Consider the following 15,274-nt stretch of genomic DNA (forward strand, 5'->3'; position numbering starts at 1 on the left):
TGCTATTGGCTCATTTCAGAAGCATTTGAGCAAGGTCTGAAATGGTCGCCTTGAAACTCCCGTCTTCTCCCTGCGTTTCGCGCCACTTCATCCAGAAGTCAATCAGGCTACCACCACCACAACCGGCATAACAATTCCAGAAGTTTCCTTCATCACTCACCTGAAAGCTTTGGTGTTCGTCTTCATGGAAGGGACAGTGCCCACGTCCGTTCGCATCTAGTTCAACGTATTGTCCAACAAAGTCGCGGACACTGAGACTCGCTTTGATGCGTTCTGAGGGGGTTCCGCTGAGAGAACGTCTTTTTCGAGCGGTCTCTTTTCTCGGTTGGAATGGGGGAGTCGGGGGTTGTTCTGGCGTTTCAGCGGCGCGTGCGAGCACTTGCGTGATATAGCTTTCCGGGACGCGCTGAGGGTTTGCCAGGAGCGCAATCTGCTCCCGGATGGTTGAAGCGAGCGGTTGCCCAGTTGGGGTAATGAAGTGATAGCGATGGCCGGTAAGGCGGTGCACGCCTAAGGGGAAGCGCACGAAGGAACCGGCTCCGGTTCGTAAGCGGTCTTGTTTTGGATATATTTCGATTGCGCCAATGCGGTAATTGGTCACCAACTGCTTGCCAAACCGTCGAGCATCTGTTCCGGTCAGAGACGGAACAAAGAGCCAGAGATGACCACCGCGCCGCGAGGACTCCAGATACGATGGAACATCGCGCTTTGAGAGGGAGAGGGAGACGTGCTGGAGTTTTTCCCACTGGTCGCTGTTATCGGCGTCCAGGCAGATCCAGTTTGCCCGGCTCTCCGGAGTAAGCGCATAAGCTCCGATGGTGATAAAGCCGCGCAAGTGGGCAACGATCAAGTCAGGATGAAGGGTTTGTTTGATAGCGATGTACGTGCCATTTTTGAGCTGGAGGGGATATTGGTCGTATCGGGGAATAAAGGTTGCGGCATACGCAAGCGCCAGATCTCGATCAAGCTCATGTGATGGTCGTTTCTCGCGTTCCCCCGGCATATATGAGGTACAGAATAGAGGGTTTGTACTATAAAGGCAACCTCTACCATGTTTAACAGAAGCATTCGTAATTTAGTGATTTATCGCCAATTACTGCTTTAGGGAAACAAAGCGATAGAGATTTGTTTTGGTCATGCAAGTTGGGATTGCAGAACTCTAACATGACCAAAACTTCGAGTTGATAACACAAGTAACGCAGCTCATGGAAGTACTTACGAATATTTCCAATGATGACAACAGAGGGACAAGGAATGGGTAGGATTCCGCAAAATACCCCCCCATACTATTGTTACTCCTCCATAATGCTTTTCACGTCATGCATTACTAGCGGTTGTATGAGGCGTGCATCTCGATTTTCAAGAAAATTTAATCCCTCTCCAATCGTGGGGAATGAACGGAAACGATGATTAACCGCAGCAATCACAGTGGTGAAAAAGCTGACGATTTTATCGTCTGAGATCAAGATCGCCCATCCAAATTTAGGATGACGAAAGAATTCGCGCAGTTCGAGGAGCCGTGGCAGAGCAGGATAGCTCATTAATTCATGAGCAATAATGACATCGTGAATGAGATCATATGGACTCGACTCGAACATTAGCTCACCTTGCTTTATAGCTTCCCGCAACTCCTCAATTGTCACATCTCCCCACATCGTACATTGAATGACCCGATTTTCGACTCCCCAACGAACATCGACGCTCATGGCGTCTCTCCTATGTAGTAAACAAAGCAATTGATATAATCATTATGCGTGTGTCCTACAGGAAAAGAACCTTAAGTTTTCTAGAATCTGTCCTCGTTCTCTTTGCAGTACGTACTAAATCAACGATTCTTCGATAGAGGGGACTAGAGTGAAATTGGAAACTTGTGGCCTCCCATTGATCCAAGTAGCAAGGGGAAAATGTTTAGTGGTTCTAAATACGACTTCTTGTCACCTGATGGTCAACAGTGAGCGCGCTGACGACCGTGCCAAGAACTTCTACGGGCGGCTCGGCTTCTCGCAAGACAGTGTGATGTCAATTAAACTACGCTAGTTGTGAAGTTATCTAGGTACTCTAGCACATGCCCCGTTCGTCAACTCGCACTTTGATGATCCTCCTTCCGCTGTTCCTGCTTGTGAGTTGGTTGGGTATCCGTGGCCTCAATCTGGACTCCATCTGGTTAGATGAATATTGGTCTATTTACCACGCAGGCGGCGCGTACTTTGAGCCACGTACCCCGGTGGATGTGTGGATGCACATTGGCGCAGATGACCCTTGGCAACCGCCGCTTTACTACATATTACTCAGTCAATGGGGAAAACTTGTTGGTTGGTCAGAACTGGCAGCGCGGTCGTTGTCGTTCTTCGTCGGGATGATCGGCATAGCGATGGCGTATCGCCTAGGGCGCGATCTGCGTTCAGTTACAGTTGGGATCGCCACTGCTGTCGTCCTCGGTTCGTCCGCATACTACGTCTATTTTCTGCACGAAATGCGCGCCTATACGCTGTATGTGCTGCTCACACTGATCAGCGCATGGGCTTACTGGCGCTTGATCAACGGCAAACGCGGTCTATACCTGTATGCGTTGCTGTTCGTTGGATTAGTCGGCGCGTTGTATACGCATTACTTTGCCGGTTTGATCGGCGTAGTGCTCGGTTTGTACCACTTGGTAACGATGCGCTCACGGATCTTCCGCGAGCGGCCTCTCTTGTGGTGGCAAATTAGCGGTGTGTTTGCGCTGGCCGCGCTGGCGTTCCTACCGTGGTTGCTGATTTTGATACGTGGCGTAACGCAAGCCTTAAGCGAGACGAGCGTTCGGGGACTCGGTGCGCTCAGCACCGAACAGGTCGTGCGCGGCGTCCTGTACCTGTTCAGCAACGGCAGCACGGGCTTACTCGTCGCCCTGTTGGGACTGAGTATCCAGCGGCGCAAAGAGTCGATCTTCCTCTGGTTTTGCGCGTTTACGCTCCTTACACTGCTCCTAGCGATCAACGCGCGTCTGGGCGTGCTGTTGGAAGTTCGCTATTTATTGGCGTTGTGGTCACCACTGTCCCTGCTGGGTGGTCTGGGCATTGAGCGCCTCATGCAGCTTAGGCGTGTGTGGGGTGGGGCTGTTCTAGCGGTGATTGTGGCGGGTGGCGTGTGGGTGACTCTCGATCCAGTGTCGAGTTCACTACTGCATAATCCGCACTGGCATTTGCCGTGGCGCGAACTGCGGGCGGCGCTACAAACAAATGTTCAACCCGATGATCAAGTGGTGTTTCTGCTGCCCGATTGGACGTGGGCAGTGTATCACGATGTAGAAATCGATTACTACCTGCACGATCTGCCCGTTCGGCACGCATTAATCGAACAACCGGATCATTACGGCTTCGCCCAATATCAAGAACTGGCGCGATCAGACATTGGCGATTCCGAGCGCGTATGGGTTGCTTCAACGCCTGCGCAGCCGCTGAATCACCGGGATGAATTTGAACTTTTATTGGAGCAGGTGGGCTATCACGAATGCGTCAAAGTAGCGGATACACCCGAACTCACGCTGAATTTGTTCGCCCGCCCGCCCGGAAACCGATCCCAATCCGCTTTGGTAGCTTTGGTCTACAACCTGACGTGCCGCTCCCTGCGCCGCGCTGGTACTACTGAATTTCACCAGCATCCTGTTCGCTGACGATCCGGCGCCAGAGCGAACATTACTCAGTGGGACTCCATCTGCAAAATGCGCGGGGCAGTTGGTCGCCCAAACCGATTTCAGCTTCCCAGCCGCAACGGACGCGTGTCGAACGGTGAACTTGTCACTAACCGGAGTCACCGGCCGCGAGGTACTTGTGACGGTTTACGCTTGGGAGACAGGGGGAGCGCCTATTGCCCAAGGCGATCAGCCCACTGACAATGATCGCGTACTGCTTGGCACGATCTAGCGCCCAATGAGCACCGTCAAGCCGAAAAGAACGGTTCGAGCACGCTCACAATGTAGCGATTCTTGGTCGTGAGGGTGGTCTGAGCCTCGCAATACAGCCTTCTCGCCTGCTCGCGGTAGCGGCTGTCCTGCGTGGCGCTGTAGAGATAGAAGTAGGGGACGAGCGTCGCGTTCGGTTGGGCAACGAGCGCGCGGCACGCCTCGACAAATGGCGGCGGTCGAGCGTCGTCAGGCGGAAATACGCCCGCCAAAAGCGGATCTCCGCGCAGTCGGGGTAGGCGGCATCGGCGGCATCCAGCACCTGCCACACGCGCTCACCCGCCCGCCAGATGAACGCAATCTCCAGATTCAGCGACCACGTGAACTCGAAATCGATGCAGCGCCAGTACAGACACGCGAGGTTGAGGTAAGCGTCCAGCGGCGCGTCGGGCTGCGCGATGATCTGCTCATAGGCGTGCGCGGCGGCTTCAAGTTCTTGGCGCACATCGAGGTCGAGTGCGTGTTGAAAATCGTCCAATTTCGCCTTTCCCTAACCAGCACGCCGTTCATTGTAGTGGCGTCAACCCCGCGCGGACAAGACGATTTCTGCGCCTGTGCAGCCATCTGAACAATCGATGAGAACTCGCGCACGAGTGTTGCCTATGGCTGTGCGCTGCGCCTACAATGATACCTGTAAGATGTTTCGTAAGGAATAGGCGAGAGGAACTTCCTCATGAAGATGCAGAACCTCCATGAAGCGATGCTGGACATGCTCAAGGACACGTACGACGCTGAGCATCAGATCACCAAGGCGCTGCCCAAGATGATCGAGGCGGCGAAGAACCGCGAACTGAAGAAGGCGTTCGAAACGCATCTGCGCCAAACGGAAGAGCAAATTCGCATGGTCGAGCGCATTTTCGAAGCGCTCGGCGAAAAACCGTCGCGCAAGAAGTGTGATGGCATGGCGGGCTTGATCAAGGAAGGCGAGCACGTCATCGAAGAGGGTGGCGATCCCGATGTGGTGGACGCGGCCTTGATCGCGGCGGCGCAAAAGGTGGAGCACTACGAAATTTCCGCCTATGGCACGCTGCGCACGTGGGCGAACACGATGGATCACCGGGATGTCGCCCTGCTGTTTGACCAGCTCAACCGTCAGGAAGAAGAGACGGATCGCCTGCTGACGCGCATTGCCGAAAGCCGGGTCAACCAGAAGGCCGAGTAATGAGCCAACAGGCCAAACAGGTCAATCCGCCGCAAGCCCAGAATCAGCAGCCGGGGATCGAATCGGAGATGCATCCGCGCCCCGTGTTTGAGGATGTGCGCTACATCCCGGCGGGCAAACTGATGGGCAAAGTGGCGGTGATCACGGGCGGCGACAGCGGCATTGGCCGCGCGGTCGCCGTCTACTTCGCCAAAGAAGGCGCGGATGTCGCGGTCATGTACCTGAACGAACACGGCGACGCGGAGGAAACGAAGCGTCAGGTGGAGCAGGAAGGGCGGCGCTGCCTGCTGATCGCCGGGGATGTCGGCGACGAGCAGTTTTGCCGTTCCGCGGTGGAACGCACGGTGCGCGAGTTGGGGCATTTAGACGTGGTGGTCAACAATGCCGCCGAACAGCACCCGCAGCAAAGTATCGCCGACATCACGGCGGAACAGCTCGAGAAGACGTTCCGCACCAACATCTTCGCGTATTTCTACATGGTCAAGGCGGCCCTGCCGCACCTGAAGGCGGGCGCGACCATCATCAACACGACCTCGGTCACGGCGTACAAGGGCAGCCCGCAGCTCCTCGACTATTCCGCGACCAAAGGCGCGATTGTCGCCTTCACCCGGTCGCTGTCGATGTCACTGGCGGAGCAGAAGATCCGCGTGAACGGCGTTGCGCCGGGACCGATCTGGACGCCGCTCATCCCGGCGACGTTCCCACCGGAGCGGGTCGCCAGTCACGGCGCGGATGTGCCGATGAAGCGCCCCGGTCAGCCGGAAGAACTCGGCCCGGCGTATGTCTACCTCGCCTGCGATGATTCGTCGTATATGAGCGGGCAGATTCTGCACCTCAACGGCGGCGAAGTCGTCAACGGGTAGAGCCAAACCGTTAACCACAGAGAACACAGAGAGCACAGAGAAATGGATCAAATCACTCTGTGTTCTCCGTGTTCTCTGTGGTTCAATGCTTTTATTCCGGTATTCCCCACACGCGAATCAGGCCGTCCCAGTCGGCGGTGACGATCATGCGCCCGTCGCGGCTGAACATGAGCTGGCTGTTGGGGATGTACGCGTCGCCGTGATCGAACAGCAGTTCCCCGGTCGCGGCATCCCACACATGCACGCGATTCTCGTCGATGATGGCGGCGATCAGCGCTCCGTCCGGGCTGAAGGTCAGATTGGTGACGAGGTCGGTGTTGGTGGTGTACTGGAGCGGGAAGATCAGCGCACCCGCCTCGACATCGTGGAGCGTGATGTAACTGGTGTAGGTGGCCAAGCGCTGTGCGACCACCATCCGCGACCCATCGGGACTGTAAGCGACATCGATCACGCGCGGGATCGGCGTTTCAAAGGGTGTCTGTTGGTCGCCCGTCACCGCGTCATAGAAGGCGAGGTCATTGTTGAAACTCGTCACGGTGATCAGCGACCCGTCGGCGCTGTAACCGAGTCGATCAATACTCACCGGGGACGTGAACAGCGCCTCACCTGCCGAGGATTCATCGGCTGTTTCCCAGTTCCAAGTTTTAACGTTGTTATCGAATCCGTCATAGGCGGCGAGTGTTTCCCCATCCGGACTGAAGGCGAACAGGTAGAAATAGTCTTCGAGATCACCTAGCCGACGGACATATTCCCCTGTCTCCGCGTTGAGCAGCGACACGCCGCCGCGCCGGTTCACCAACGTTCGTCCGGGCTCACGTTCGCCGCTCACCCCCGCCTGAATACGGCCAAGGCGACCGGAATAGGCCAGCAGCGACCCATCGGGCGTAAAGGCGAGATCGGTCAAATTGGCGAGTTCCGAATTGACCGCATAGACTTCGCGCCCCGTTTCCAGATTCCACACGTCGATGTAGCCGTCCATGCCGCCTGCTGCGATTGTCCGGTTATCGGCATTGAGGTCGGCACGCATGATCGGAGCTGTGAAGTCACGCTGATTGGTCAACGTCATGCCTGTACCGAACGAGAATACACTCAAGGTGCTGCCCAACTGGACGCTCGCCAGCAGGGAGGAACGCAGCGCATTGTTGAAGACCAGCGCGCTCACATCTTGAAAACCCTCATGATCGAGATGATCTGGCTCGCCGGTGATCCAGCTTTGCAGCAGCACATTCCACAGGTTGACGCCGAAATTGCGACTGGCAATGGCTAAGTACGCGCCATCCGTGCTGAAGGCCACGTCGGTGACATAGGGCGTCAGATCGGCGTTGATGATGATTTCCTGCTCAACCTGTCGTGTCTCCACATTCCAGATGAGCACGCCGTTTTCTGTGCCGAACGCCAATGTCTCGCCATTGGGGCTGTAATCGAGCCCCACATCTAAGTTGGTCGCCGGACTTTGCGGGTAGCTGATACCAGCAAAATCGTTCTCTTCAGCATTGAAGACCCATGTCCCGCCGAACGTTTGTGCTGCGAATTGATACAGGCGCAGGGGGTTAAAATCAAGATTCAGGATGGGATTCTGCAAATTGCGTATGAAGGTGATCTCGCCGGTTTCGACCTCCCACACGTTGAGCGCCCAGCGCTGCGTGACCTCATAGCCGAGCATGTTTTCGCCACCCGCAACATAACGCCCATCCGGGCTGATCGCCACCACATCCCAGTGCTTATCATCGCCGTCGCTGAACGCGCCGACTTCTTCCCCGGTCTCGGCGTTCCACACACGGATGGTGTCGCCGTCCGGCGCGGCGACCAGCGGATTCGTTCGCGACCACGTCAGCGCCACCCGGCGCGCATACATGGTCTGCTGGGCGGGCAGGAGACGCGGCGCTTCGGTGAGATGCGTCGAGTCGTACAGCCACACGCCGAGCGCCCCGCCGACGGCGATCATATCGCCGTGCCAGTCCACATCAAAGACGCGTCCGTTGCCAAGCTGCGCCACCTGCGTGAGGTCGCCCGCGTTCTCTGGCGTGATCGGCTGGAGCGCGTTGAGAAAGCCCGTGTCGATCTGCGTGAGCGTCGGCGGGGTGAAGGTCGGACGCAGCGCGAGCAGCACGCCCACGAGCAGCAGCGCGAACAGCGCCGCCGCTCCGACCGGGAAACGTGCGCGGCGGGCATAGGTGCGGGTCATCGGGAGAGCGGTCATGTCCTCATTCTCCTCTTGGAGTTGGCGATACAATTTGTCCGCGAAGGCCTTGGATGGCGCCTGGCGGTGCTTATGCAGAAAATCGTCGTTCATGGTGATTCATCCCACTGCTGGCGCAGCTTCTGGATCGTGCGGTGGAGCGTCGAGCCGACATTGGTTTCGCTCAGCCCGGTCACCTGCGCGATGGCGCGGTTCGTCAGCTCTGCGCCGTATTTGAGCGCGATCAATTCGCGTTCGCGTGGTGATAGGCGAGCGAGCAGCACGTTGAGCCGAGCGGAGTCGGCACGCCGCTCGATCACGTCTTCGATGGAAGTGCTGTCGGCGAAGTTGGGCAGGGCATCGAGCGAAACTTCCGGCTTGCGGCGGCGGTAGTGATCGACCGCCACGTTCTGCGCAATGCTGAACAGCCACGTTGAAAAGGCCGCCACGTCGTCGAGGTAGCGGTCGCGCGCCCGCCACGCCTTGAGGAACGTGTTCGCAGTCAGGTCTTCGGCCAGTTGATCATCGCCGACGCGGTAGCGGAAAAAGTTGTAGACGCGGGGCAGGGTGTCCCAGTAGACCGCATCCCAATCGACGGCGGCTGCCCGCGCTATGTGGAGTCGTGCGTCCATATCTAATGATACGCACACGCCGCCAAAGTATCACACGCCGTACAATAGCAGAAACGTCATAAAGTCTGTAATGCAGGTGGGGCGATGAGCGCTTTCGACTACGAGCAGGATTTCACGAACGTAAATTTCCGGGAGCATCCCGAGCTGTACCGCGTGGGCAAAGGCGAACAGGGTGTGCTGCTGGTCGAGCCGTATAAGTCGGAGATTCTGCCGCACTGGCGCTTCAAAACGCCGGAGATCGCCCGTGAATCGGCAGATGCCATCTACCAGATGTTCCTTGACTACCAAGCGCAAGGCGATTTCGTCGGCATGGATATGGCGCGCAAGTATCTGCAAATGGGCTTCACCCGCGCCCGCCGCTACGCCAATCACAAAAGCGGGCGCAAATATGACGCGGACGGTCAAGAGCTTCCCCGCGTCGAAGATCCGATCAAAGCTGAGTCGGCACAGATTTTCTATGCGCGTTACCAACAGGCGAAAGATGACCCCGAATATCAACGCTTGAAGCGAGAACATCAGCAAAAGTACGGGTGAACGAGTGGACAAGGCACGGCCTGAGCGCTAATCTTCGGCCCACGGAAAGAGTGCGTTTGGAGGACTTAAAGCATGCAGTATCGCACGTTTGGACGGACGGGCTGGCAGGTCGCGGAGATCGGCTATGGGATGTGGGGCATGGGCGGTTGGACGGGCTCAGATGATGCCGAGTCGCTGGCGTCGCTGCACCGCTCGGTCGAATTAGGCTGTAACTTCTTCGATACGGCGCTGGCCTACGGGGAAGGGCACAGCGAAAAGCTGCTCGGTCAACTGCTGAAGGCGTACCCGAACCAGAAGCTGTACACCGCCAGCAAAATCCCGCCGAAGAATCGCAAATGGCCGGCCACGCCGGAGTATGACATCGCCGATGTGTTCCCCTACGACTACCTGATCGCCATGACCGACACGTCGCTCAAAAACATGGATGTCGAGCAGGTCGATTTGATGCAGCTCCACGTGTGGGATGATCACTTCACGGCGGATGACGGGTGGAAGCGCGCCGTCGAAACCTTGAAGTCATCCGGCAAAATCGGTGCGTTCGGCATCAGCATCAACCGCTGGGAGCCAGCCAATGTGCTGGAAGCGCTGCGCACCGGGTTGATCGACGCGGTGCAGGTGGTCTACAATATCTTCGACCAGAACCCCGAAGACGAACTCTATCCACTGTGCCGCGAACTCAACATCGGCGTGATTGCCCGCGTGCCGTTTGACGAGGGCAGCCTGACCGGGACATTCACCAAAGACACGCGCTTCCCGAAAGAGGATTGGCGGAGCAACTACTTCACGCCGGAGACGGTCGCCGAGACGGTCGAACGGATTGACGCGTTCAAGCCCTTGATCCCGGCGGGCATGTCGATGCCGGAATTCGCGCTGCGCTTCATCCTCGCCGAGCCGACGGTGAGCACTATCATCCCCGGCATGCGCAAGCTGCGGAATGTCGAGGCGAACATCGCTGCCAGTGATGGGAAAGCGCTCTCCGCCAATCTAGTCGACGCGCTGCGCCCGCATCGCTGGGTGCGCCAGCCGATTCCGATTTAGTCGAAATGGAGCAGAGGACGAGATCGGTCTCGTCCTCTGCTCGTTGGCCGCTATACCGCTGCGGAGGCGGAGCGACGGGGGAAGCGCGTCACCAAGGCGGCGATGAAGACGATGGGCAGCACAGCGGCGGTCGACACTTGCATGAGCGTCAAACTGCCGTTAAGCAGGTAAACCATCGTTCCCAACCAGTCGACCGCCTGCACACCGATCATGGCGATAATCCATGAGGTGTGCCGCGCCGGGTCGCGCAGCGCCATGAACATCCCATAGGCGAAACCAAAGGCCCGCGCGCCGAACATGGTAAACATCCACAGCGCCCACGGTGGCGCCGCTTCCAGACCGACGAGACCCGCGAAGGTGTTCGGCAGGAAGACGAACATCACCCCGAAGAAGATTTGCAGAACGCCGATAAAGCCGAGCATATAGCGCAGTAAGTTCGAATTGCGCTGGGTAGTCATGGTGTGTTTTCTCCTGTGTTGAATGTTGACAGCTCATGTTGACCAGTCTATGCAGCTTGTTTTACTTTGTAAAGTAGTTACAATAGAGTGCTATAGTTACATTAAATGAACTAAAAGAGGGTCATCATGGGTGCAAAAGGCTGTCCGATTGAGAAGGCGGTCTCGATCCTCGAAGGGAAGTGGACGCTGTTGATCCTGCGTGAACTGTTCACGGGAATGAAGCGCTTTGGCGAACTACGTTCCGAACTCGACGGCATCAGCCCCAAAACGCTGACTGAACGCCTGCGCATACTCGAAGCTCAGGGGATTGTGCAGCGGACGATCTACCCGGAGGTGCCACCACGCGTCGAGTATGCGTTGACCGAGTACGGCGAAACGCTCCGACCCGTGATCGATGCGCTGCGGGCATGGGGCGAACAAATTCCTGAAGCTGTTCTCGCGACTACCTCAACGTGAGTTTTACCTGTTCCTTTTATAATGAAAAGGAATACACACGGAGGCGGCAGAATGATCGCTGAGAAAATTGCCTGGCTGCGCGGCCACTTTCATCGAGCCGAGGGAGATGTCCCCGGCACGCAGACCGCGCTCTACCGCATGTCCGACCTCGTCAACGGCGGCTATATCCCCGCGCCGCTCGGTCGCGGTTTCCTGCTGGATGCCGGGCTGCGGGATATGGTCTGGCAGGTGATGTGGGCAGACGATCATTTCACGACGGACGATGAGCTGGAAGAACTGGCCGCCGAATGCGAAGGTTATGTGATCTTCATGCATGGGTGGACGGGCAACCATGCCATCTGGGAGAGCATCCCCGGTATGGTCACGGTGAGCAACCAGAAGCTGATCGCCATCGCCGTCGATCACAATGGCTTTGGCGAAGCGCGCTTTGTCGATCAAACCCCTGCGCTCGATCAGTGCAATCCGCCCGCCGCCATGTCAACCATCGAGAGCCTCATCGAAGTGCTGAAGATCCGCCGCCAGCGCGGCGAAAGCCATAACCGCGTGATCAACTTCGTCGGTCACAGCATGGGTGGGGCAGCGCTGTTCTATCTCGATCCGCTGCATTGGCGGGTAGGGGAGGAGACGCGCCTCGCGCTCGCGCCTGCGCTCCTGCTCGACGACGATTCCAAGCGCGCCTTCTTCACGGCGCTCGGCGTGGGCATTGGCATCGTCAACCGCCTGCACGTTTTCGAGGTGATCGAACGCGCTATTAAGCCCGGCATGATCGAGGCAGTGTGCGCGGGTGGCAGCAGCTACCTCAAAGAACTGCACCGCTACCAGTACAACAACACCCCGCGCGGCATCATCTCCTCGACCTTCATGGCGATGGGGCTGCTTAATAACCGCGAAATCCCCCGTCAATTCGACTTCTTCAAGGCGATGCTCGGTCACCGGGATGCGCTCGTCGGCCTCGTCCCGATGATGGACCTGCTGTCGCACCTCGAATTCCCTGCCGCCAATGTGCGCGTCGTCGCTGGATCGCACTATATGTTCAGCGTCGGACCAGAGGCGGTTTTCCAGCATGCGCAGAACCGCGAACTGGTCGTGCAGGACATTTTGGCACTGCATCACGCCGCCTACGAACGGCAGCGAATCGGCCTGCGGATCGGCTGAGAAATTCTTGACTCGCCTTGCCCTGTATGTTAATCTAGGGTTAGGTTATTTGTTCCAATTTGAACAATCGAACGGTATACTAGGTGCAGACCTATGAACGCACTGAATGAATTCGCGCCGATTGGCGTACTGCTCATCGTTGCTATCCTCGTTTCACTCCTCATCCTCGTGATCTCGCGGTTATTCGGGCCTTATCGACCGACGACCCGCAAGAATGCACCCTACGAGAGCGGTATGAAACCGATTGGTCCCGCCAATCGTCGCTACTCAGTGCGCTTCTACTTAATCGCGGTGTTGTTCATTCTGTTCGACATCGAAGTCATCTTTTTCCTGCCCTGGGCGGTCGTATTCCGTGACATGGGCTTGTATGCGTTTATCGCGATGGGCGTCTTCATTGCCGTCTTGACCATCGGACTGATCTATGAGTGGAAAGTAGGGGCGTTAGAATGGGAGTGATCTCCTCAAAACTCGGCGATCTCGGCGTCGTCACCACGACGCTGGATACCGCCGTCAACTGGGCGCGGACGGGCGCGATGTGGCCCCTCCTGTTCGGGTTGGCGTGCTGCGCTATCGAAATGATGGCGACCCAGGCTTCCGATTATGATATGTCGCGCTTCGGCATGGAGCTGAACCGCGCTTCACCGCGTCAAAGCGACCTGATCATCGTGGCGGGGCGCGTGACGCGCAAGATGGCTCCGGTCATCCGCCAGTTGTACGATCAGATGGCGTCGCCGAAGTACGTGCTGGCCATGGGCGACTGCGCGTCGTGCGGCGGCGTGTATAACAACTACGCGGTCGTGCAGGGTGTCGACGAAATCATCCCGGTCGACGTGTATGTCGCGGGCTGCCCGCCGCGCCCGGAACAGTTGATTCACGGCATTCTCACGCTGCATGAAAAGGTGCGCGGTCAGAGTCTCGCCCAGTGGGTGAAAGAGTAGACGACAATGCAAATTCCAAAGGCGCTCGACCCCGTCGAGGCGGTCAAGGGAGCATTCCCGGAAGCCGTCCTCGACGTTGTGCAATTCCGCGATGAAACCACGTTGGTGATCCACCCCAAGGAAATCGTCAACGTTTGCCGTTACCTACGTGATACCAACGGCCTGATCTACAACTTCATGTCGGATATCAGCTCGGTGGATTACTACCCGGACTACAACCGTCCCGGGCGGTTTGGCGTGTGTTACCACCTGCTGTCGATGCTCTACAACCGCCGCCTGCGCGTCAAGGTCTACCTGCCGGAAGATGAACCGGTAGTGCCGACCGTGACCGGCGTGTGGCAGGTCGCCAACTGGCTGGAGCGCGAAATCTACGACATGATGGGGATCATCTTCGATGGTCATCCCGATCTGCGCCGCGTGCTGCTCCCCGAAGACTGGGACGGCCATCCCGCCCGCCGCGATGCCCCGCTCGGTTACGAGACGGTCATGTTCTCGTTCAATGCGGACGAAATCAGCAAGCACAAGCCGTTTGCGAAGGAGTAACGCGAGATGGTAACGGGTATCCAGAATATAGAACCAACCGCCATTCCTGATTCGATGAAGCAGTGGGAAGGCAGCCTGGAGCAGCTTCGCGGTCTCGTTAGCGAACGCGCGATGACCGGCGAAACCATGCTCCTGAACATGGGGCCGCATCATCCCAGCACCCACGGGGTGCTCCGCTTGCTGCTGGAACTGGACGGCGAACAAATCGTCACCTGCCTGCCCGATGTCGGCTATCTGCACACGGGCATCGAAAAGAGCATTGAAACGCGCACGTACGAAAAAGCCGTGCCGCTGACCGACCGCATGGACTACCTCGCCCCGATGAACAACAATCTGGTGTTCGCGCTGGCGGTGGAAAAGCTGGTCGACCTCGATGTGCCGGAACGCGCGCAGGTCATCCGCGTGATTTGCTCGGAACTGACGCGCATCAACAGCCACCTCGTGTGGTTGGGCACGCACGCGCTCGACATGGGCGCGATGAGCGTGTTCCTGTACTGCTTCCGCGAACGCGAATACATCCTCGACATGTACGAGATGCTCGGCGGTCAGCGGTTGATGTCCAGCTACATCCGCCCCGGTGGCGTGTGGCGTGACATCCCCGAGGAATTCCTGCCCGCGCTCCAGCGCTTTGTCGATTACTTCCCGGCCAAGGTGGACGACTACGAAAAGCTGCTCACCAACAACCCGCTGTGGATGGATCGTACGCAGGGCATTGGCGTGATTGAGCCGGAAGAAGGCATTTCACTTGGCGTGAGCGGCCCGAGCCTGCGCGCCAGCGGTGTCAACTGGGATATCCGCAAGGCGCAGCCGTACAGCGGCTACGAGAAGTACGACTTTGACGTGCCGCTGGGTCAGCACGGCGATGTGTATGATCGTTTCTATGTGCGCGTGCAAGAAATGCGCCAGAGCATCAAGATCATCAAGCAGGCGATGAAGAATATTCCCGCCGGGCCGTTCCGTTCGACCAACCGTAAGTTCGTCCCGCCGCCGCGCGCGGAACTGGGACGCAGCATGGAAGCGGTCATCCACCACTTCAAGCTGTGGACGGAAGGTTACAGCGCGCCGGATCAAGAAGTGTTCGTGGCGATTGAAAGCCCGCGCGGTGAAATCGGCTGCTACTTGCACGGCACGGGCGGCAACAAGCCGCGCCGCGTCCACTTCAAGACGCCGTCGTTCATTCACATCAGCGCGTTGGGCAAGATCGCGGAAGGGCACATGATCGCGGACTTGGTGGGCATCATCGGCAGCGTCGACATCGTGCTGGGCGACAGCGACAGATAAAAGCAGGACTGAGAACCTCAGGACTGTGGACTGAGCAATGCAGGATGAGCTTGTATGACTCAGTCCTCAGTCCTCAAACCTCAGTCCTTCTCTAA

17 protein-coding genes are annotated in these 15,274 nt (G+C 57.6%); 11 read left to right on the top strand and 6 right to left on the bottom strand.

Annotated elements, in window-relative coordinates; translation table 11 throughout:
* Positions 1 to 10: 10 nt before the first annotated feature.
* Complete coding sequence (locus tag IPK17_RS31305; RefSeq protein WP_343421661.1) at positions 11 to 1,003, bottom strand: TOTE conflict system archaeo-eukaryotic primase domain-containing protein; 993 nt, start codon at positions 1,001 to 1,003, stop codon at positions 11 to 13.
* A gap of 289 nt (positions 1,004 to 1,292) precedes the next feature.
* A complete protein-coding gene (locus IPK17_RS31310; protein ID WP_343421662.1) occupies positions 1,293 to 1,706 on the bottom strand; it encodes a hypothetical protein in 414 nt (137 codons plus the stop codon).
* A 359-nt stretch (positions 1,707 to 2,065) separates the two neighbouring features.
* Here IPK17_RS31310 and IPK17_RS31315 point away from each other — a divergent pair, with 359 nt between their 5' ends.
* Complete coding sequence (locus IPK17_RS31315; protein ID WP_343421663.1) at positions 2,066 to 3,652, top strand: glycosyltransferase family 39 protein; 1,587 nt, start codon at positions 2,066 to 2,068, stop codon at positions 3,650 to 3,652.
* A gap of 295 nt (positions 3,653 to 3,947) precedes the next feature.
* Here IPK17_RS31315 and IPK17_RS31320 read toward each other — a convergent pair whose 3' ends face one another.
* A complete protein-coding gene (locus IPK17_RS31320) occupies positions 3,948 to 4,418 on the bottom strand; it encodes a hypothetical protein (RefSeq protein WP_343421664.1) in 471 nt (156 codons plus the stop codon).
* Positions 4,419 to 4,613: 195 nt separating this feature from the next.
* Here IPK17_RS31320 and IPK17_RS31325 point away from each other — a divergent pair, with 195 nt between their 5' ends.
* Together IPK17_RS31325 and IPK17_RS31330 are read left to right on the top strand one after the other, a co-directional pair.
* Positions 4,614 to 5,102, top strand: coding sequence for a YciE/YciF ferroxidase family protein (locus tag IPK17_RS31325; protein WP_343421665.1), 489 nt, complete (start codon positions 4,614 to 4,616; stop codon positions 5,100 to 5,102).
* Entirely contained in the window at positions 5,102 to 5,965 is an 864-nt protein-coding gene (locus tag IPK17_RS31330) for an SDR family oxidoreductase (protein WP_343421666.1), read from the top strand. Before IPK17_RS31325 ends, IPK17_RS31330 begins: the two co-directional genes overlap by 1 nt.
* A 91-nt stretch (positions 5,966 to 6,056) precedes the next feature.
* On the opposite strand, the gene IPK17_RS31335 is transcribed toward IPK17_RS31330, so the two are convergent.
* The gene (locus tag IPK17_RS31335) at positions 6,057 to 8,165 is read right to left on the bottom strand and encodes a WD40 repeat domain-containing protein (RefSeq protein WP_343421667.1); all 2,109 of its coding nucleotides are present in this window, start codon (positions 8,163 to 8,165) and stop codon (positions 6,057 to 6,059) included.
* 89 nt (positions 8,166 to 8,254) lie between these two features.
* Positions 8,255 to 8,776, bottom strand: a complete 522-nt coding sequence (locus tag IPK17_RS31340; protein ID WP_343421668.1) for an RNA polymerase sigma factor — start codon at positions 8,774 to 8,776, stop codon at positions 8,255 to 8,257.
* Positions 8,777 to 8,860: 84 nt separating this feature from the next.
* Here IPK17_RS31340 and IPK17_RS31345 point away from each other — a divergent pair, with 84 nt between their 5' ends.
* Both IPK17_RS31345 and IPK17_RS31350 read left to right on the top strand, forming a co-directional pair.
* Positions 8,861 to 9,310, top strand: a complete 450-nt coding sequence (locus IPK17_RS31345; RefSeq protein ID WP_343421669.1) for a DUF4385 domain-containing protein — start codon at positions 8,861 to 8,863, stop codon at positions 9,308 to 9,310.
* 72 nt (positions 9,311 to 9,382) lie between these two features.
* The gene (locus IPK17_RS31350; protein ID WP_343421670.1) at positions 9,383 to 10,348 is read left to right on the top strand and encodes an aldo/keto reductase; all 966 of its coding nucleotides are present in this window, start codon (positions 9,383 to 9,385) and stop codon (positions 10,346 to 10,348) included.
* Between the two features lie 50 nt (positions 10,349 to 10,398).
* Here the strand turns inward: IPK17_RS31350 and IPK17_RS31355 are convergent, their stop codons facing one another.
* The gene (locus tag IPK17_RS31355) at positions 10,399 to 10,806 is read right to left on the bottom strand and encodes a hypothetical protein (RefSeq protein ID WP_343421671.1); all 408 of its coding nucleotides are present in this window, start codon (positions 10,804 to 10,806) and stop codon (positions 10,399 to 10,401) included.
* Positions 10,807 to 10,932: 126 nt separating this feature from the next.
* On the opposite strand from IPK17_RS31355, the gene IPK17_RS31360 reads away from it, so the two are divergent.
* From IPK17_RS31360 to nuoD, 6 genes are all read left to right on the top strand, one after another.
* The gene (locus IPK17_RS31360; protein ID WP_343421672.1) at positions 10,933 to 11,262 is read left to right on the top strand and encodes a winged helix-turn-helix transcriptional regulator; all 330 of its coding nucleotides are present in this window, start codon (positions 10,933 to 10,935) and stop codon (positions 11,260 to 11,262) included.
* Positions 11,263 to 11,313: 51 nt separating this feature from the next.
* Positions 11,314 to 12,417: a lipase family protein gene (locus IPK17_RS31365; protein ID WP_343421673.1), complete on the top strand. Its 1,104-nt coding sequence runs from the start codon at positions 11,314 to 11,316 to the stop codon at positions 12,415 to 12,417.
* A gap of 93 nt (positions 12,418 to 12,510) precedes the next feature.
* Positions 12,511 to 12,873: an NADH-quinone oxidoreductase subunit A gene (locus IPK17_RS31370; RefSeq protein WP_343421674.1), complete on the top strand. Its 363-nt coding sequence runs from the start codon at positions 12,511 to 12,513 to the stop codon at positions 12,871 to 12,873.
* Positions 12,864 to 13,355 carry an NADH-quinone oxidoreductase subunit B gene (locus tag IPK17_RS31375; RefSeq protein ID WP_343421675.1) on the top strand — a complete coding sequence of 164 codons (492 nt, stop codon included), beginning with the start codon at positions 12,864 to 12,866 and terminating at the stop codon, positions 13,353 to 13,355. Before IPK17_RS31370 ends, IPK17_RS31375 begins: the two co-directional genes overlap by 10 nt.
* A 6-nt stretch (positions 13,356 to 13,361) precedes the next feature.
* Positions 13,362 to 13,898 (top strand): NADH-quinone oxidoreductase subunit C, encoded by a 537-nt coding sequence (locus IPK17_RS31380; protein WP_343421676.1) that lies wholly within the window; start codon positions 13,362 to 13,364, stop codon positions 13,896 to 13,898.
* 54 nt (positions 13,899 to 13,952) lie between these two features.
* Entirely contained in the window at positions 13,953 to 15,179 is a 1,227-nt protein-coding gene (gene nuoD / locus IPK17_RS31385) for an NADH dehydrogenase (quinone) subunit D (RefSeq protein WP_343422580.1), read from the top strand.
* The last annotated feature ends 95 nt before the right edge of the window (positions 15,180 to 15,274 follow it).

This window comes from Candidatus Flexifilum breve (assembly GCF_016713355.1).